General features: G+C 65.6%; 11 protein-coding genes. 5 read left to right on the forward strand and 6 right to left on the reverse strand.

What is annotated here, in order from left to right; genetic code table 11:
- The first annotated feature begins 600 nt into the window (after positions 1-600).
- Genes ACIPHM_RS02225 through ACIPHM_RS02240 form a run of 4 tightly spaced genes read left to right on the forward strand, consistent with a single transcriptional unit; the run spans position 601 to position 7,275 of the window.
- Positions 601-1,797, forward strand: coding sequence for an efflux RND transporter periplasmic adaptor subunit (locus tag ACIPHM_RS02225; RefSeq protein ID WP_400324321.1), 1,197 nt, complete (start codon positions 601-603; stop codon positions 1,795-1,797).
- Positions 1,794-4,994: an efflux RND transporter permease subunit gene (locus ACIPHM_RS02230; RefSeq protein WP_400324115.1), complete on the forward strand. Its 3,201-nt coding sequence runs from the start codon at positions 1,794-1,796 to the stop codon at positions 4,992-4,994. The genes ACIPHM_RS02225 and ACIPHM_RS02230 overlap by 4 nt, the downstream gene beginning before the upstream one ends.
- Positions 4,991-6,625, forward strand: a complete 1,635-nt coding sequence (locus ACIPHM_RS02235; protein ID WP_400324116.1) for an efflux transporter outer membrane subunit — start codon at positions 4,991-4,993, stop codon at positions 6,623-6,625. The genes ACIPHM_RS02230 and ACIPHM_RS02235 overlap by 4 nt, the downstream gene beginning before the upstream one ends.
- A complete protein-coding gene (locus tag ACIPHM_RS02240; RefSeq protein ID WP_400324117.1) occupies positions 6,622-7,275 on the forward strand; it encodes a TetR/AcrR family transcriptional regulator in 654 nt (217 codons plus the stop codon). Before ACIPHM_RS02235 ends, ACIPHM_RS02240 begins: the two co-directional genes overlap by 4 nt.
- A gap of 55 nt (positions 7,276-7,330) precedes the next feature.
- Here the strand turns inward: ACIPHM_RS02240 and ACIPHM_RS02245 are convergent, their stop codons facing one another.
- Positions 7,331-8,587 (reverse strand): MFS transporter, encoded by a 1,257-nt coding sequence (locus ACIPHM_RS02245; RefSeq protein WP_400324119.1) that lies wholly within the window; start codon positions 8,585-8,587, stop codon positions 7,331-7,333.
- Between the two features lie 316 nt (positions 8,588-8,903).
- Here ACIPHM_RS02245 and ACIPHM_RS02250 point away from each other — a divergent pair, with 316 nt between their 5' ends.
- Positions 8,904-10,151 (forward strand): NAD(P)/FAD-dependent oxidoreductase, encoded by a 1,248-nt coding sequence (locus ACIPHM_RS02250; protein ID WP_400324121.1) that lies wholly within the window; start codon positions 8,904-8,906, stop codon positions 10,149-10,151.
- Between the two features lie 60 nt (positions 10,152-10,211).
- Here ACIPHM_RS02250 and ACIPHM_RS02255 read toward each other — a convergent pair whose 3' ends face one another.
- The 5 genes from ACIPHM_RS02255 to ACIPHM_RS02275 all read right to left on the reverse strand — a co-directional run bounded on the left by ACIPHM_RS02255 (position 10,212) and on the right by ACIPHM_RS02275 (position 17,754).
- Positions 10,212-11,147, reverse strand: coding sequence for a universal stress protein (locus tag ACIPHM_RS02255; protein WP_400324123.1), 936 nt, complete (start codon positions 11,145-11,147; stop codon positions 10,212-10,214).
- Between the two features lie 230 nt (positions 11,148-11,377).
- The gene (locus ACIPHM_RS02260) at positions 11,378-12,376 is read right to left on the reverse strand and encodes an aldo/keto reductase (protein WP_400324124.1); all 999 of its coding nucleotides are present in this window, start codon (positions 12,374-12,376) and stop codon (positions 11,378-11,380) included.
- Between the two features lie 163 nt (positions 12,377-12,539).
- On the reverse strand, positions 12,540-14,198 hold the full coding sequence (gene bcsG, locus ACIPHM_RS02265) for a cellulose biosynthesis protein BcsG (protein WP_400324126.1): 1,659 nt from the start codon (positions 14,196-14,198) through the stop codon (positions 12,540-12,542).
- A gap of 107 nt (positions 14,199-14,305) precedes the next feature.
- Positions 14,306-16,963 carry a UDP-forming cellulose synthase catalytic subunit gene (gene bcsA, locus ACIPHM_RS02270; RefSeq protein ID WP_400324128.1) on the reverse strand — a complete coding sequence of 886 codons (2,658 nt, stop codon included), beginning with the start codon at positions 16,961-16,963 and terminating at the stop codon, positions 14,306-14,308.
- On the reverse strand, positions 16,960-17,754 hold the full coding sequence (locus ACIPHM_RS02275; protein ID WP_400324130.1) for a cellulose synthase operon protein YhjQ/BcsQ: 795 nt from the start codon (positions 17,752-17,754) through the stop codon (positions 16,960-16,962). Before ACIPHM_RS02275 ends, bcsA begins: the two co-directional genes overlap by 4 nt.
- Positions 17,755-17,773 lie beyond the last annotated feature (19 nt).

A 17,773-nucleotide genomic window follows, 5' to 3' on the forward strand; every position in this document is an offset into this window, starting at 1 on the left:
TGTGTGCTCCGCTTGACTTCGGTCAAGCCGCTGCGCGCACGCTGCACTGTGAGCACAAAAAAGCTTGCCGCCGGCATCGAGATTCCGATGCCGCTCGCGTTATGCACTGCCGGGTGTCTTCGCTACGATGTCGCCAGTCATTGCAACTGGCCTCAATGCGACTCGATGTGCGCGACAACGTTCCTCGGTAATGACAAATTGTCCAGGTGGATAGCCTTCGCGAAGCCGCGTTGACGTCCATTCGTCACATTGTCGATTGCATGCAATATGACGCTGCGCCGACACTGGATTCGCGTGTACGCTTGCACGTATGTGACTCAGGAATCGTACTCCAAAATAATTTGTTGGTTAGGTATTCATGCCCCCCGCCAACAATCTAATGACCTGCCCCTACCGATAGTCACAGGGCGGTATGCCGAGCGTTGCAACCCCGTTGCGAGAGGTCGTCAATCCATATATCATCGCCCGTAGATTTTTTCCGGATTGCGCGGTGGCCATTGCCTGCCGGGCCGACAAACGTGCCGCGATCCGGCTGTCGAAATCGTCACAACTCGTTGTTTTTCCTACCGGATTCCTACTTTTGTGGGTCACGAGCGCATGATGTCCTTTCTGCCCGATACCGCTCCACGCCGCCGGCTTGTGCTGGCGCTCGCCACCACCGCCATCGCTGCGGCCACATTGGCCGCGTGTTCGCGCAAGGCGCCACCGGAGACGCCGCCGCGCCCGGTCGTGGCCGTAGCGGCTCAGCTCGCCGAGCACACGCCCATTGCGTCGCTCCCCGCACAGATCGAGGCGCGTTACACCACGCCGCTGTCGTTCCGGGTGGCGGGCAAGATTGTCGAGCGCTCGGTGCGGCTTGGCGACGCCGTCAAGGCGGGTCAGGTCGTTGCCCGGCTCGACCCGGCGGATCTGTCGAAGAACGCCGCCAGCGCTCGCGCACAGCTCGACGCCGCCCAGCACCAGCTCGAATACGCGACGCAAACTGTCACCCGCGACCGCGCACAGGCGCGTGAAAACCTGATTGCGCCCGCGCAGCTCGAACAATCGGAAAACGCCTACGCGAGCGCGCTCGCGCAGCGCAATCAGGCGAGCCAGCAAGCCGCACTGGCCGGCGATCAGTTGAGTTACGGCAATCTGAAAGCCGATCGCGACGGTGTCATCACGGCCGAGCAGGCCGATACGGGACAAAACGTCAGTGCCGGTCAACCGGTCTATCAATTGGCATGGACGGGCGACGTCGACGTCATTGCGGATGTGCCCGAAGTCGCCCTCGGCGCGTTTCGCGTCGGACAGATGGCGACTGTCTCGCTCCCTGCGATGCCGGGCAAGACGTGGCAGGCGCGCGTGCGCGAAATCTCGCCGGCGGCAGACCCGCTGAGTCGCACGTACCGGGCCAAGCTCTCGCTACTTTCGCCCGGCCCTGAGGTGAAACTCGGCATGACCGCGAACGTTGCGTTCGCCCAGCCGTTGCCCGGGACGGCGGCGGCGACAGCATCAGCCCCCGCCGCGGCATCCGGCGCAGGCGCGGCAACGACCGTTGCCGACTCCCGCCCCATCACCCTGCCGTCCACCGCACTCTTCCATGATGGCAATCAACCCGCCGTGTGGGTCGTCAAACCGGACGACACGCTGGCCCTGCGCCGCGTGACGATCGTTCGCTACGGCGAGCGCACGGTCACGGTGGCCGGCGGCATTGCGCCCGGCGAGCGCATTGTCTGGCAAGGCGTGCACACCGTCACCGCGGGCGAGAAGGTTCGCGTGATTGCGCCGCTGCATCCCGAGGACTTCGCGTCATGAGCACGCAGGACGGGAAGCCGCCCGTGCCCCACGACACACCTGCCACACCAGCCGACGCCCCCAGGGATTACCGCCACGAGGAGGGACGTTTCAACCTCTCCGCGTGGGCATTGCGGCATCGGTCGCTCGTGATCTTCCTGATCGCGATGGCGACGATTTTCGGCATTCTGGCCTATTCGCGTCTCGCGCAATCGGAAGACCCCCCGTTCACGTTCCGCGTGATGGTGATCCGAACTTTCTGGCCGGGCGCGACCGCCAAGCAGGTGCAGGAACAGGTCACCGATCGCATCGCGCGCAAACTCCAGGAGATGCCCAGCATCGACTTCCAGCGCAGCTATTCGCGCCCGGGCGAGTCGCTGCTGTTCTTCTCGATGAAGGATTCGGCACCGGCCAAAGAGGTGCCCGAAGAGTGGTATCAGGTGCGCAAGAAGGTGGGCGATATCGCCTTCACGCTGCCCCCCGACGTGCAGGGCCCCTTCTTCAACGACGAATTCGGCGACGTCTACACGCACATCTTCACGCTCGAAGGCGACGGCTTCGGCCCTGCACAACTGCGCGACTACGCGGACTCGCTGCGCACCGTGTTGCTGCGCGTGCCGGGCGTGGCGAAGGTGGACTACTTCGGCGATCAGGATCAGCGCATTTACGTCGAAATCAACAACACGCAGCTCACCCGGCTCGGCATCTCGCCGAATCAGATCGCACAAGCGGTCAACGGTCAGAATGCGATCTCGCCGGCGGGCACCATCGAAGCGCCCAACGACCGCGTGGTCGTGCGCCCGAGCGGCCAGTTCCGCAATGTGGACGAGCTCGCCGACACGCTCATCCGGGTGAACAACCGGACTTTCCGTCTGGGCGACATCGCCACGATCAAGCGGGGTTACGTCGATCCGCCCGTCTCGGAGATGCGCTTCGGCGGCAAACCCGTGCTCGGCATCGGCATCACCATGCAGAAGGGGCAGGACGTCGTCCATCTTGGCAAAGCGCTGGCCAGCACGCTGGGCGAGTTGCGCGCGCAATTGCCCGCCGGCCTGAAGCTCACGGAAGTCGCGAGCATGTCGCAGTCCGTCTCGCATTCGGTCGACGACTTCCTCGAAGCCGTGGCCGAGGCCGTCGGGATCGTGCTGATCGTAAGTCTCGTCTCGCTCGGATTCCGCACCGGCATGGTGGTGGTGATTTCGATTCCGGTCGTGCTCGCCGTCACGTCGTTATTCATGTACATCTTCGACATCGGCCTGCACAAGGTCTCGCTCGGCACGCTGATTCTGGCGCTCGGCCTGCTGGTGGACGACGCCATCATCGCCGTCGAAATGATGGCCGTGAAACTCGCGCAAGGCTGGGACCGCAAGCGCGCTGCGGCCTTCGCGTATACCAGCACCGCCTTCCCGATGCTCACCGGCACGCTCGTGACCGTCTCAGGCTTCTTGCCGATCGCGCTGGCGAAGTCGAGCACCGGCGAGTACACGCGCTCGATCTTCGAGGTGTCGGCCATTGCCCTGCTCGCCTCGTGGTTCGCGGCGGTCGTGCTCATCCCGCTGCTCGGCTACAAGATGCTGCCCGAGCGCGCGCGCGAGGCGCACCATGGCGACGACCACGAACACGAGGTCTACGACACGAAGTTCTACAACCGACTGCGCGGCTGGCTGACGTGGTGCATCGAGCGCAAGTTCATCGTGCTCGCCATCACCGTGGTGCTGTTCCTCATTGCTATGGCCGGTTTCTCGCTGGTGCCGCAGCAGTTCTTCCCCAGCTCCGATCGCCCCGAACTGATGGTGGATCTGCGCTTGCAGGAAGGCGCGTCGTATCAGGCGACGCTGCGCGAGACGGAGCGTCTGGAGAAATTGCTCGAAGGCCGCAAGGAAATCGACCACACGGTGAGCTTCGTCGGTACCGGTGCGCCCCGCTTCTATCTGCCGCTCGACCAGCAATTGCCGACGCCGAACTTCGCGCAACTCGTGATTACCGCCAAGTCGGTGGAAGAACGCGAAGCGCTGGCGCAATGGCTTGAGCCGAAGCTGCGCGAGGCCATGCCGGGGGTTCGCACGCGCTTGTCGCGGCTCGAAAACGGACCGCCGGTCGGCTTCCCGGTGCAGTTCCGCGTGAGCGGCGACGACATCGGCACGGTGCGCAAGATCTCCGAGCAGGTCGCCGACGTCATGCGCGCGAACGGCGACACCATGGACGTTCAGTTCGATTGGGACGAGCCGTCGCAACGCTCTGTGCGCTTCGAAGTGGATCAGCAAAAAGCACGCGCGCTGGGGGTAAGCTCGTCGGACATCGCGAACTTCATCGCCATGACGCTCACAGGCTACGACATCAGTCAGTACCGGGAACGCGACAAACTGATCGCCATCACGCTGCGCTCGCCCAAAGCCGAGCGGGTCGATCCCGCCAGGCTCGCCACGCTCGCCATGCCGACACCGAACGGCCCCGTGCCGCTCGCAACCCTCGGACGCGTCGTCGACGAGCTCGAATACGGCGTGATCTGGGAGCGTGATCGTCAGCCGACCATCACCGTGCGCTCCGACGTGCGCCTGGGCAAGCAGGGGATCGACGTCACCGAAGCCGTCTACAAGAAGCTCGGCGACATTCGCAAGGCGTTGCCGGTCGGCTATCGCATCGAGATCGGCGGGTCGGTCGAGGAATCCGGCAAGGGCCAGTCGTCGATCAACGCGGAAATGCCGATCATGATCATTGTCGTGCTCACGCTGCTGATGATTCAGTTGCAGAGCTTCGCGCGCACCATGCTGGTGGTGCTCACCGCGCCACTCGGCATGATCGGCGTTGTTGCCACGCTGCTGCTGTTCGGCAAGCCGTTCGGCTTCGTGGCGATGCTCGGGGTGATCGCGATGTTCGGCATCATCATGCGTAACTCGGTGATTCTGGTCGATCAGATCGAGCAGGACGTCTCGGCCGGACACCCGCGCTTCGACGCCATTGTGAGCGCCACGGTGCGACGCTTCCGACCGATCACGCTGACCGCGGCGGCCGCCGTGCTCGCACTGATTCCGCTGCTGCGCAGCAACTTCTTCGGTCCGATGGCGACCGCGCTGATGGGCGGCATTACCAGCGCCACTATCCTGACCGTGTTTTTCCTGCCGGCGTTGTACGCCACGGCGTTCCGCGTACGTCACGACGAGCGCGCGTCGCACGCAGGCAACGCGCCATCCGGCAGCCCGCAAGGAGACCGCTCATGACCTCGCGTTCCACATTGCGCCCCACCTTGCGCCCCACGTCGCGCCCTACCCGGCGTTTCTTGCGCCGGTATCTGCCGCTTCTGCCGCTTCTGCCGACCCTTCCGCTCTGGCTCGGCGCCTGCTCGTTCACACCGGGCGACAAGCCGCCTGCCATGCCCTCGCCGTCGCACTACGGCGCGGCGGCCCTGCCCGAGCGGACGGTGAGCGCCCAAGGCGCCTCGCAACAGTTCGCCGTGGGCGCGGCCCCCGTCAAGGCATGGTGGCACGCCTACCAGTCGGATAAGCTCGACGCGCTCGTCGACGAGGGCCTGCGCAACAGCCCCAATCTGTCCTCGGCCGACCACGCGCTGCAAGCGGCGCGCGAACAGTTGAAGGCGCAGATCGGCTCGTCGCTGTTCCCCTCCATCGATATCGGCGGCGAAGCGGCACGCGAGCGCAACCTCGGCATTCCGAACCTCGGGCCGCCAACGGCGCTGTACAACATGTTCGTCGGCCAGATCCAGGCGCGCTATACGTTCGACTTCTTCGGCGCGTCGCGTTTCGCCAATGCGTCGCTGGCCGCGCAAGTCGATCAGCAGGCGTTTCAGCTGGAATCGGCGCGTCAGGCGCTTGCGGCCAACATCGTCTCCGGGGCCATCGGGGTGTCGGTGCTCGGCGCGCAGGTCCGCGCCACGCAACGGCTCGTCGACCTCGCGCAGGCCGACGCCACCGACATGGCACGCCGCGAAGCACTGGGCGCAGTGTCGCGCTCGGACGCGCTGGCGTCTGCGCAAAACGCCGAATCGCTTGCCGCCTCGCTGCCGGGGCTGCGTGCGCAGTGGCAGTCCACACGGCACGCGCTGGCCGTGTTGCTCGGCCGCACGCCCGATCAGGTCCCGGACGACCTGCCGCTCGGTGAGCTCAAGGTGCCGGGCACGGTGCCGGTGGTGGTGCCGTCGACGCTGCTGCAATCGCGTCCCGACATTCAGGCCGCGGAGATGGCGCTCAAGGCGGCGTCCGCCGAAGTCGGCGTGGCCACGGCGCAGCTGTTCCCGAGCCTGTCGCTGAGTGCGTCGATGGGTAAAGGCGGCTTCAACTGGACCACGGTGATGTCCAACGCTGGCTCGCTGTGGAGCGTGGCCGCGTCGATCACGCAGCCGATTTTCCATGGCGGCGCGCTGCTGGCACAGCGTCGTGCGGCGCAGGCCACCTACGAGGCCGCCGTCGACCAATACAAGCAGACGGTGCTCGCCGCGTTCAAGAACGTGGCGGACACGCTGGCGTCGCTCGAAGCGGACAACACCTCGCTGCTGCACGCCGATAACGCCAGCGCGGCGGCCGAGCAGATCTACCGGGATACGGCCGCCAGGGTGCGTCTGGGTGCGCTGCCGATCTCCTCGGCACGTGCTCGCGAGCAACAGTACTGGAACGCCTATTTGACGACGGTGCGTGCAACCGGCGCGCGTTTGTCGGATACTGCGCTACTGTTTTACGCGATGGGAGTGCCGCCCGAACCGGCGGCCGGCGCGGCAAAACCGGACGCCGGAGGCACCTCGGGCGCGCCGGCGGCGGCGAGCGGCACGGATTCTTTGGCAGCGGGCGCACCGGCCGAAGGTCGAACGCCCCCGTCGCAAGACGTTGCCCGACGATGACCACCGCCACACCCACCACTCGGGGCCGACGCCCCAAACATCTGCCCGATGGCCGCGCGGCCCTGCTGAGCGCCGCCATCGACGCTTTCTCCCATCTCGGCTACGACGGCGCCAACCTGCGCGGTATCGCCAGCGCGGCGAAGGTCGACGCGAGCCTCGTGCGCGTGCATTTCGGCTCGAAGGAGCAGCTCTGGCTCGCGTGCATCGACACGCTCGAAACTACGCTCGCCGAGCCAGTGCAATGCCTGCGCGCGATCTCGCTCGACACGACCCGCCCGGTCAGGGACCGGCTGTGCGATGCCGTTGCGCTCATCGCGACTCACGCGGTGAAGCATCCGGAACACAAGCGTTTCATCTCCCTGCACGCCTCGGAGACCGGCGAGCGTGGCGCGCTGCTCTATCGCCATCTGCTCGAACCGGTTTACAACTGCATGGAACGGCTGATCGTGGAAGGGATCGAGGCCGGTGTCATTCGCGCCGAACATCCCGCGATGTATTTCTGCATGCTGGCGCACGCCCTGCACCCGCCGCCCGGTTCTCCCGTGCTGATGCAGGTGATCGCGCCGGAAGTCGGCGGCGAGGCGTTCGGCCCGGCGCTGCTCAGGCAGGTCGAAATGGTGTTTTTCACGCCGCCGCAGACCGAAGGCTGAAGCGCGCGCTCGGGTCATGAGGTCATGAGCCAACGAGGCGCGCGCTTGCCCCGCGCTAATGCGTCATCGGCGCGCCGGGCGGCATGACACTGCTTGCCGGCACCTCCGCACCGGTGCCCAGCACCACACCTCGACGCTCGCGTCCGAAGTACACCATCACCGCAATCACCACCGCGACCGTACCCGCGACGAGCGCCATCGCCAGCCCGAAATTGCCGTCGTGCGCTTTGGCGATGCTTGCCTGAAGGTTGCCGTTGACCGACGCGAACAGATTCCCCAACTGATAGACGAGCCCAGGGAACGTCGCCCGAATCTCGTCAGGCGAGAGTTCGTTCAGGTGCGCCGGAATCACGCCCCATGCGCCTTGCACCGAGATCTGCATCAGGAACGCCCCCGCCGCGAGTAGCACGGCACCGCTGGAGAACGCCCACAGCGGCAGCACGGGTAACGCAATCAGCGCGGCGATGATGATGGCGCGGCGGCGTCCGATTTTCTCCGACATCGCGCCGAAGAACAGCCCGCCGATAATCGCACCGATGTTGTACGTGATCGCGATCCAGCTAACCGTGTGGGTATCGAACTTGTGCTGCACTTGCAGGAAGGTCGGGTACAGATCCTGCGTGCCGTGCGAGAAGAAGTTGAACGCCGTCATCAGCACGATGGCGTACAGCGCCAGTTTCCAGTTACGCGAGAGCACCTGCAGGAAGTTCGCACTCGGCGCGGCACTTGCAGCCTCCCCTTTGCGCCATGCGGGCGACTCGGGCACATGCCGCCGGATATACAGCACGAGCAGCGCCGGCAACACGCCGACGAAGAACATGCCCCGCCAGCCGATACTGTCGTAAAAGAGTCCGTAGACAATCGACGCCAGCAGATAGCCGCTCGGGTAGCCCGCTTGCAACAGTCCGGAGACGATGCCGCGCGAATGCGTCGGCACGCTTTCCATCGTGAGTGCCGCCCCCACACCCCACTCGCCGCCCATCGCAATGCCGAAGAGCGCGCGCAGGATCAGCAGTACCGTGAGACTGGGCGCGAAGCCCGAGGCCAGTTCCAGCAACGCATAGAGAAGCACGCTGGCCATCATGGCGGGACGCCGCCCGAACTTGTCTCCCAATCGTCCGAAGATGAAGGCGCCGACCGGACGCATCGCCAACGTGAGCAACAGCGCGAACGCCACGCTGCCAAGCTCGGTATGGAACTCCTTCGCGATGTCCTTGAGCACGAACACCATCAGAAAGAAATCGAACGCGTCGAGCGTCCACCCAAGATAACTTGCCGTTACCACATGCTTCTGTTCTTTAGTCCAGGCCATGGTGTCTCCTCCATCGGCGGCAATGTTGCGCGACGAAATCACTCTACGCCTGAATTCGCGCAACCATGCAATCTTGGGCGAAACCGGCTGGCAACCCGCATGAATACTGAAGGACCACCCGATGACGAGGGTTTTGTCTGACCAAACGGCCCACGAAAGCACGGCTTGCGGGGCCATGCCACGACGGGCGCGATCGCGCCAAATGACAGCGCGCAAGCGCCATTCGCGGGTGTCCGGGACGCTGCCATTTCGCTGGGGGAATGCCGATGCATTACACTGGCGGCCGATTTCACTCGCTTCTTTGGCTCTCCCTCCTATGTCCGAAGCTACTACCACCGTCATTCTCGGCGCCGGTCAGGCCGGCGGCGAAACCGCCCTCGCGCTGCGTCAACTCGGCTACACCGGCCGCATCGTGCTCGCCGGCAGCGAAACCCATCTGCCGTATCGCCGCCCGCCGCTCTCGAAGGCATTTCTGGCCGGTCAGGCCGACGAAGCCAGCCTGCTGATCCGTCCGGCCGACGCCTGGGAGAAGGCCGAAATCGACGTGCGCCTCGGCGTGACGGCCACCACCATCGACCGCGCCGCTCGCACCGTCTCGTTCGACGACGGCCAGACGCTGCGCTACGACCATCTCGTGCTCGCCCTCGGCGGTCGCGTGCGTCCCCTGCCGATTCCCGGCGGCGACGCCGCCAACGTCTACTACCTGCGCAATATCGCCGACGCCCAGCGTCTGCGCGACGCCCTCACGCCGGGCAAGCGCGTCGTGGTGATCGGCGGGGGTTATATCGGTCTGGAAGTGGCGGCCAGCGCTGTCAAGGCCGGCACATCGGTGACGGTGCTCGAAGCCGCGCCGCGTCTGCTGGCGCGTGTCGCCGAGGCCGATCTGGCCGGATTCTTCGCCACGCTGCATCGCGAGAACGGCGTGGACGTGCAAGTCGGCGTCGGTGTCACGGCGCTGGAGCAAGACGCCACCGGTCAGGTCGTAGCGGTGGTGGCCGGTGACAAGCGTCTGCCGGCGGACGTGGTCGTTGTCGGTATCGGTCTGATCCCGAACGCCGAACTCGCGCAAGCCGCCGGTCTCGCGGTCGATAACGGCATCGTCGTGGACGAATTCGCCCGCACGAGCGATCCCGCCATTCTGGCCGTGGGCGATTGCGCACATCACGAGCACCCGGCGCTGGGCCGTCGTATTCGTCTGGAGTCGGTGCCGAGCGCCAGCGAAATGGCCAAAGTGGCGGCGAGCGTGGTGCATGGCGACGCCCCGAAGGCCGTCGCCACCGCCCCGTGGTTCTGGTCGGATCAGTTCAACGCCAAGCTGCAGATGGTCGGCATGACGCAAGGCCACGACACCGTGGTCGAACGCCGTCTGCCGGACGCCCAGGGCGCTGCCGTGTTTATGCTCTTCTATCTGCGCGACGGTGCCGTCGTGGCAGCCGCGAGCATCAACCGCGCCCAGGAGTTCATGGCCGCCCGCGAACTCGTGGGCCGCCGCGCAGTGGTCGATCCGGCGCGTCTGGCCGATGCCGCCACGCCGCTCAAGACACTGCTCGCCGAGTTGGCCTGAGGCGTCTGGCGCACACCGGGCGCGCCCGCCCCGATGTGCGCCACGAGCCTGCGCAGCCCGTCAGACCAACGGGGCGTGCGCAGGCAGCAGCAGTACCGGACGGCCCGCGTGACGGGCCGTATCTTCCGCCACGCTACCCAGCGTGAAGCGTCTGTACCCACGCCGGCCGTGCGTGCCGAGCACGATCACGTCGACATCGGCATCCTTGCCCGCGGCGATGATCTGATCGGCAACCCCTTCGCCTACCGGCTGAATCTCCCGCATCTCGATTTCGCCCGGCACTTCCGCTTCCTTGAGTCGTTTCACCGCCCAGCTTCGGACTTGTTCGCCCACGGCACGTACCGCGTCGAGCAGCGGCTCCGGGTCGAAGCCTGCAAGGAACGGCCCCGGCAAATCGAGCACGTGCACCACGCGCATCGACGCCCCGTGCGTGCGCGCGAGCGATAACGCGTATTCGAAGGCGAGGCGCGACGTCTCGCTGTTGTCGAGCGCGACGAGAATACGTTCGTAATGCCCGCCGGAGCGCAGCGGCAAATGCGGACGGGCCTCGCCCGCCACGAGCATCACCGGCACTTCCGCGCAGCGCAGAATCTGTTCGGCGACGCTGCCCAGCATGACGCGACGCACGCCGCTGCGGCCATGCGTGCCGACGATGATGATGTCGGCGCCCCACTCGTCGGCCTCGCGCGTCATGGCCTCGGGGACCGTCTCCCCGGTGGTGCGCAAATCGAGCAGATGCGCCTGCGCGTCGAACCCTTCCTCACGCAGATAGAGCACCGCCCGCGCGAGATGCTCTTCGCCCTCGCGCTGCATGTCGCGGCGTATCTGTTCCAGATCCACGAGCTTGCCGAACGCCGCCGTCAGCAGATTGACGGGATCTTCCACGGTGTGAATGACGCGGATCGCGTCGCCATTGCGCGCAAAGGCGGCGGCCTCGCGCAACGCCCGGCGAGACGACTCGCTACCGTCGGTCGCCAACAGAATGCGTTTTGTCATGAGCAGCCTCGCGTCGGAAGTCGAAGGAATGCCATGCGCGTGTTCGGCCACCGCGATGTTTCATCTGACGAACCAGGCACGACGATGCCACTATACCGCCCGAGGGTGGACGAAGGCCACCCTTCGCGTGCTGGGGTAGCGCCCGGAAGGCGCGTGTTTGATGCAGCGCAAAAAACCACAGGCCCGGCATAGCGGGCCTGTGGCGTAGCGCTTCGCGACGACAATGGGGCTTAACGCGCGGCGTCGCCCCAGCGATAGGCGTGCGACGCCTCGTCAAGCTTCCCCTTGAGTTCCGGCGCCAGCGTGTAGTCGATGGTGCCGAGCGTCTCGTCGAGCTGCTCGACGCGGCTCGCGCCGATGATCGCCGACGTCACGGCCGGATTGGCGAGCACCCAGGCGAGCGACAGACGCGTGAGCGATTCACCGGCGTCCTTCGCAATCGCCTTGAGCGCTTCGATCGTCTCGAACTCGCGCTCGTGCCAGTAGCGCTGCTGATACATCGCTCCCGCCTTGCCGACCGTCGCCGCCGTGAAGCGGCCTTCGGCCGGTGCGGCGTCGTGACGGTACTTGCCCGTAAGCAACCCGCCTGCGAGCGGGTTGTAGGGGATCACGGCCAGCCCCTCTTCGCTCGCCAGCGGCAGCAGTTCGCGCTCGATCTGACGGAACAGCAGGTTGTAGCGCGGCTGGACCGACACGAAACGCGCCACACGCAGCACGTCCGAGCGGCCCAGGGCACGCGCGAGGCGATAGGCGAGATAGTTCGACACGCCGACGTAACGCGCCTTGCCCGACGTCACAATGGTGTCGAGCGCTTCGAGCGTCTCGTCGAGCGGCGTCTCGGCATCGTCCCAATGGAGTTGATAGAGATCGACGTAGTCCGTGCCGAGGCGGTTCAGCGACGCGTCGATCGCGCTCAGCAAGTGCTTGCGCGAGGCGCCCTTGTCCCACGGCGAAGGCCCCATCTCGCCGCATGCCTTGGTCGCCACGATGAACTTGTCGCGACGGCCCTTGAGCCAGCGGCCGACAACCTCTTCGGTGCGCCCGACAAGCGACGTGTCGGCGCCAAGCGGATAAACGTCGGCGATATCGATGAAATTGACGCCCGCGTGCGCCGTGCGATCGAGAATGGCATGGCTGGCGGCCTCATCGGTTTGGAGACCGAACGTCATGGTGCCGAGGCACAAGCGAGAAACAGTCAGGCCGGTGCGGCCGAATTTCGTGTATTGCACGGTAACTCCCGGAAGTTTCGGATCAGGCAAGCATCTGGAGAGACGCGACGTCGCAAGACGGCGCTGCCCGCTCTCGCGGGCACGTCGCACAGTATGCGCGATTCCGGAAGACCGTGTGCAGAGCCCTTGCGCCTGGCCCCTCGCGCGATTCGGGCGATTAGGGCTATTCGAGCGATTTCAGATCGAGCCAGACGCCGTCCGCCCCGCGAATCAGCATCTTGCTGCCGTACTTCATGACGGTCGTCTGCTCGTTGGCCGACACGAAAGCCGTCTGCGGCAGATCGTTCGCGTATTGCGCCAGATCCGGCGTGCCCGCAAACGGATTGTTGGCGACCAAATGCGAGACGAGCGTCATCAGTGCCAGATAGCTCGTGGGCGTGGAAATCGTCACCGGCGTGCCGTGCGGCGCGCTCGCCCCGTCACCGAAGCCGACGAGCTTGACCGCGACCGGCACATGCGTGATCTCCGGCACCGGAATTTCGCGCATCCCCGAAATCTGCAACTTGCTTCCGCGCAGCGCCGCCCCATGCTCCGGCACGAACACCACCACGGCTTTGCGTCCCGAGCTGGCGATGGTGTCGATGAACTGGCCAAAGTCGTCGAACAGCGTCTTCGCGCGCACGGGATAGCTCTGCACGCTGGTGAGTTTGGAGCCTTCGAGACGATTGCCGTCGTGCAGCGAGATCGTGTTGTAGTAGAGCGCGACACGCTTGTCCGGCATGGCGTTGCGCTGCTTCCACCACGCTTGCAGCACCTCGCCGTCGGCGCGGATCGGTGTTTCGTCGAACGCGCGCATGGACACGCGGGTATGCGTGTTGTCGAACGGCGCGACACCCGGCACGTTGAAGTTCTGCCGCACTTCCTGCATGAAGTTGTCGAAATGCCCGTCGTGATTCATGGCGAGCGACGGCGTGAAGCCAAGGGTCTTGAGGTTGCTCATCACGTAGCATTGCGGGCCGGCCGGGTCGTACAGCGACCGGTGCGCCGGCTGTCCGCACCCGGCCCGCAGCACGCGAATGGCCGCCGGACCGCTGTAGCTCGCCGCCGAATTGAAGTTCTTGAAGACGAAATCGAATTTCGAGAGCAATGGCAGATTGTCGAGGTTATCGACGTCGAGATCGTCCTGCGCGAGCGAGCAGACATGCAGGAAGATGATGTCGAAGTCGGGCCCTGCGCCCGCCTGCGCAGGCAACGAAACGGCGCGTGAGAGTTCGCGCGAATAGAAACTGTCGAGCGCCGCGTTCGGGTTCGCGCCCGGCAGTACCTCCCCGTCGGCCGCCAGGAACTCGCCTGCGCCACCGGCCGATGCCGCGGCACCTGTACCACCTGCACCGCCTGCGCCCGGCGCCGCGCCACCCGCTACCGCCGTGGTATCGCCCTGCGCCGCGATCACCGGCGACACCGAGACCAGCGTCCCCACACGCAGCACGCCCGGCACGATCAGCAGCGCCAGCAGCACGAACGTCGTCACGCGCACCCAGCGGTTCACGATCCAGTAGGCGAGCACCATGATCGCGAGCAGCAGCCAGTCGCGCGCCGAAACGAAGCGGCCGAGCAACTCGATGAGGTACGAGAAACGGAACTGCATCAACGCAGGCAACTGCTCGATGAAGCGCGCGAACGGCGGCAGGTTCGAATCGTAGTAAAGCAGCGCCGCGCCCAGCACGATAGCGATCACCTGGCGTGTCACGCGCGCCCAGCGCGGGCGCAGCCGGACCGCCAGAAACAGCGCGAAGACGAAGTTCGGCAACACGTGAAAGCCGATGATGCCCGTCCACAGCAGCAACAGCTTCAGAATGAAATAGAGGTTCCAGATGCCCATCGTCTCGTTCCCTTGGTGCCGGTGACCTCCGGCTCACGTTCCGCTTGATCCTCGCTCAGGGCGTTCGATGCTGGCCGCCCGAGCCGTCTACGTCCCCCCGAATCGCCTCACGTCTGTCGTGCGCCGCGCAGACGATTCTGCCAACTCGTCACCAATTTGCTCAGCAGGTAATTCGCGAGCACCTGATAACCGCGCAGGCCCATGGCCAGCATTTCGAACAGCGCCTTGATCGGTTCGTCGCGCATGCGCTCGGCATCCCAGTCGCGCCATGCGTCGGCGCGCCCGAACGTGAATTGCACGAGATGCTTGTCCTGCTCGGCCGTCAGCGGCATGAACGCGAGGAACAAGTCCTGTGCGCGTGTGCCGACCACGCTCACCGGGAAGCCGTACTCGGTCGCGCCTCGCAAGAGCGCCACCTGCGCCTCGGTCCCCACGCCCAGATCGAGGGCCACCGGCAGTGAGAGCGCGAGCCCGCCACCGGAGAAGTCGCGCGTGTGGCACGCCATCGTACGTCCATCCGGCAGATACAGCGTGGCGGGCATGCGCATCGATACGCGGTGCGTGCGACGCACCTGCTTCACCTCGGTCGCCACCGCGACCGCGGCGCCCAGCACCGCCAGGTTGAACATCACCCACAACAGATTGAAGATCAGCGCGCCCTCTTCGTGTACCGGGCCGTAGAAGTAGCGCACCACGCCCGCGCAAAAGCCCGCCACGTTGAACCCGAGCAACACCAGATACGGTTTCGAGATGCTCCAGTCGAAGAAGCTCTGCTCGATCAGGCCGCCCTTGGCCGTCACATTGAACTTGCCGTAACGCGGGTTGATGAACGCCACCGTTGTCGGCAGCGCAACATACCAGGCGAGCACCGCTTCATAGACGTCAGACCAGAACGAGTGCCGGTATTTGCCCTGAATGCGCGAGTTGGCAATGTTCGCGTGAGCGATGTGCGGCAGCACGTAGGCGCAGATACTGAGCGCCGCCGCCTGCACGATATGCAAGCCGAAGAACAGGTAGCAGATCGGCGCGAGGAGGAAGATCATGCGCGGAATGCCGTAGAAGAAATGGAGCATGCCGTTCGCGTAGCAAATGCGCTGACCGAACTTCAACCCGCGCCCGAACAGCGGGTTATCGACGCGGAAGATCTGCGCCATGCCGCGCGCCCAGCGAATGCGCTGCCCCACGTGGCCCGAGAGCGACTCGGTCGCCAGGCCCGCGGCCTGCACGACTTTCAGGTACACCGTATTCCAGCCGCGACGGTGCATCTTGAGCGCCGTATGCGCGTCCTCGGTCACGGTCTCGACGGCTACCCCGCCGACTTCGTCGAGCGCTGTGCGACGCAACACCGCGCACGAGCCGCAGAAGAACGACGCGTTCCAGAAGTCGTTGCCGTCCTGCACGACACCATAGAACAAACGCCCTTCGTTGGGCACCGCGCCGCGCGTGGCGAGGTTGCGCTCGAACGGATCGTCGGAGAAGAAATGGTGCGGCGTCTGAACGAGCGAGCAGCGCGGATCCTTGAGGAACGACCCCATCGTCGTTTGCAGGAAAGAGCGCACCGGAATGTGATCACAGTCGAAGATCGCGATGAACTCGCCCTGCGTCTTGCCTAGCGCGTGATTGATGTTGCCAGCCTTCGCATGACGATTGTCGGGACGCGTGACGTAATGCACGCCCGCGAGTGCGGCGAAGTCGCGCATTTCGTCGCGACGTCCGTCGTCGAGCAGATAGATGTTGAGCTTCTCGCGCGGCCAGTCGATGCCGCAGGCGGCATACACGGTCGGGCGTACCACGTCGAGCCCTTCGTTGTAGGTCGGGATATAGATGTCGACGCTCGGCCATTCGCGCGTGTCCGGCGGCAACGGCGTGATACGGCGTTGTAACGGCCAGACCGTCTGGATGTAGCCGAACAGCAGAATCATCCACGTGTACATTTCGGCGGCCACCAGCGTGTAGCCCGCGGCCGCTTCCCCCACGGTGTCGAACGCCAGCGACTGCGTGAGACGCCACCACACGTAGCGGACCGTCGAGGTGAGCGACAAGCCGATCAATACCAGCACCGAGTACTGGCTGTCCAGGCGGCGGAACACCAGCGCCAGCGTGAGCGTGCAGATGGAGAACAGCAATTGCGAGAAGGGATCGAACGGGGTCGTCACGATCCAGAACACACCGAAAAGGCCGAGCAGCGCCACGACGGTCGACGTCACCCGCCACTGCATCACCTGTTCGAGCTTTCTGTCGAACCGATGCGCGAGTTCGGCCGGGGTGTCGGGGGGAATGCCGAAGAGCGTTTGCACCAGCCACAGACGCAAGCGCTCGTTGTTCTCCCGGAATAGCAACCACGCGGTGTAGGGCGGGAACGCCGGGCGCCGGTCGGCCCGACGCCAGAGCATGGCGCGCACAACCTGCCAGAAGCCCGCGTCGGCGGGCACGTCGAAGCGTTGCGTCATGCGTTCGTTGAGCCGTGACAGCGCGCGGCCCGGATAGTCGGGACGTCCGGTGCGAGCGGGCTGGAACACCATGCGCAGCCACCAGTCGCGCCATTGATCGAGTTGACGAACGTCGAGCCGCATCGCCAGACGCGCCACGAGATGATCGCCCGCTTGCGAGACCCACCGCCGCTGACGTGGCGAGCGCAAGGTCGCGGCGAGCACCCATTGCGTGACGCCCGGCGGGCGCCCGTCCGGGCGATGCGGCACGACCAGACGCATCGCGAGAAGCTCGCGCCCGAGCCGGTAGAGGGAATGCAGCGCGTCGCCGATCATTTGCCGGCCCTCGCGCGTACATTGGCGGTCGCAGCCGCGGTCCCAGCGCCGTCGTCCGGCGCCGTCGCACGCTGCAACCACGATTCGAGGTGAACGATATCGAGGGCGGCCTGCGAGCCTTGAGCTGCGCGCACCAGCGACTGACCGTTCGCGGCAGCCATGCCGACGGCGTCGTCACGATGAATCCGCACGGGCACGATGGCATCGCCGCCGCGCGCCCGAATCAGATGCAGAAGATCGTTGTTGAGGGACGAGTTCGACGCCGTCAGATTCGGCACCATCTGCGCCCGGCCCGCGCAAGCCGTCATCAGATCCGCCTGCGTGACGTAGCCGGTCGTCGTCACCGGCACCACGCCAAGCACCAGATCGGCGGCAGCGGCGGCCGCCTGCGCAATGACGTCCGGCAGTCGTTGCGTGTCGACCAGCACCCGGGTGCCCGCAGGCAGGCCGAGGGCATCGAGCTGACGACGCAAGCCGCCGGTATCCTGACGCAACCACTGACCGAAGGACGCCACGCTGGGCGCATCGGTGCGCCCCGCGGGCAGAAGCGGCACGCCCTCGGGTGTCTCCCGCAGCACGGCACGCCATCCGTCCGGCGCAACGCCGGGCGTCAACACGCCCGTCTTACACGTCTCGCGCAAGCCGAGCAATGCGCCGATGCTGTTCTGTGCGTCGAGTTCGAGCACGGCCACGGGGTATGCCCCGTGAGCGAGCTGTGCAGCGAGATGCGCCGTTACGGTGCTGCGCCCCGCGCCGCCTGCGCTGGAGACGACGGTGATGAGCGTCAGCATACGCCCTCCCCGGCCGCTG

Source organism: Pandoraea sp. NPDC087047 (assembly GCF_044745225.1).
Lineage (GTDB): Bacteria > Pseudomonadota > Gammaproteobacteria > Burkholderiales > Burkholderiaceae > Pandoraea.

Excerpts from the sequence above, each read along its gene's own strand:
- ACIPHM_RS02225 (WP_400324321.1), top strand. The coding sequence starts at position 601 with ATGTCCTTTCTGCCCGATACCGCTCCACGCCGCCGGCTTGTGCTGGCG.
- ACIPHM_RS02230 (WP_400324115.1), top strand. The coding sequence starts at position 1,794 with ATGAGCACGCAGGACGGGAAGCCGCCCGTGCCCCACGACACACCTGCC.
- ACIPHM_RS02235 (WP_400324116.1), top strand. The coding sequence starts at position 4,991 with ATGACCTCGCGTTCCACATTGCGCCCCACCTTGCGCCCCACGTCGCGC.
- ACIPHM_RS02240 (WP_400324117.1), top strand. The coding sequence starts at position 6,622 with ATGACCACCGCCACACCCACCACTCGGGGCCGACGCCCCAAACATCTG.
- ACIPHM_RS02245 (WP_400324119.1), bottom strand. The coding sequence starts at position 8,587 with ATGGCCTGGACTAAAGAACAGAAGCATGTGGTAACGGCAAGTTATCTT.
- ACIPHM_RS02250 (WP_400324121.1), top strand. The coding sequence starts at position 8,904 with ATGTCCGAAGCTACTACCACCGTCATTCTCGGCGCCGGTCAGGCCGGC.
- ACIPHM_RS02255 (WP_400324123.1), bottom strand. The coding sequence starts at position 11,147 with ATGACAAAACGCATTCTGTTGGCGACCGACGGTAGCGAGTCGTCTCGC.
- bcsG (WP_400324126.1), bottom strand. The coding sequence starts at position 14,198 with ATGGGCATCTGGAACCTCTATTTCATTCTGAAGCTGTTGCTGCTGTGG.
- bcsA (WP_400324128.1), bottom strand. The coding sequence starts at position 16,963 with ATGATCGGCGACGCGCTGCATTCCCTCTACCGGCTCGGGCGCGAGCTT.
- ACIPHM_RS02275 (WP_400324130.1), bottom strand. The coding sequence starts at position 17,754 with ATGCTGACGCTCATCACCGTCGTCTCCAGCGCAGGCGGCGCGGGGCGC.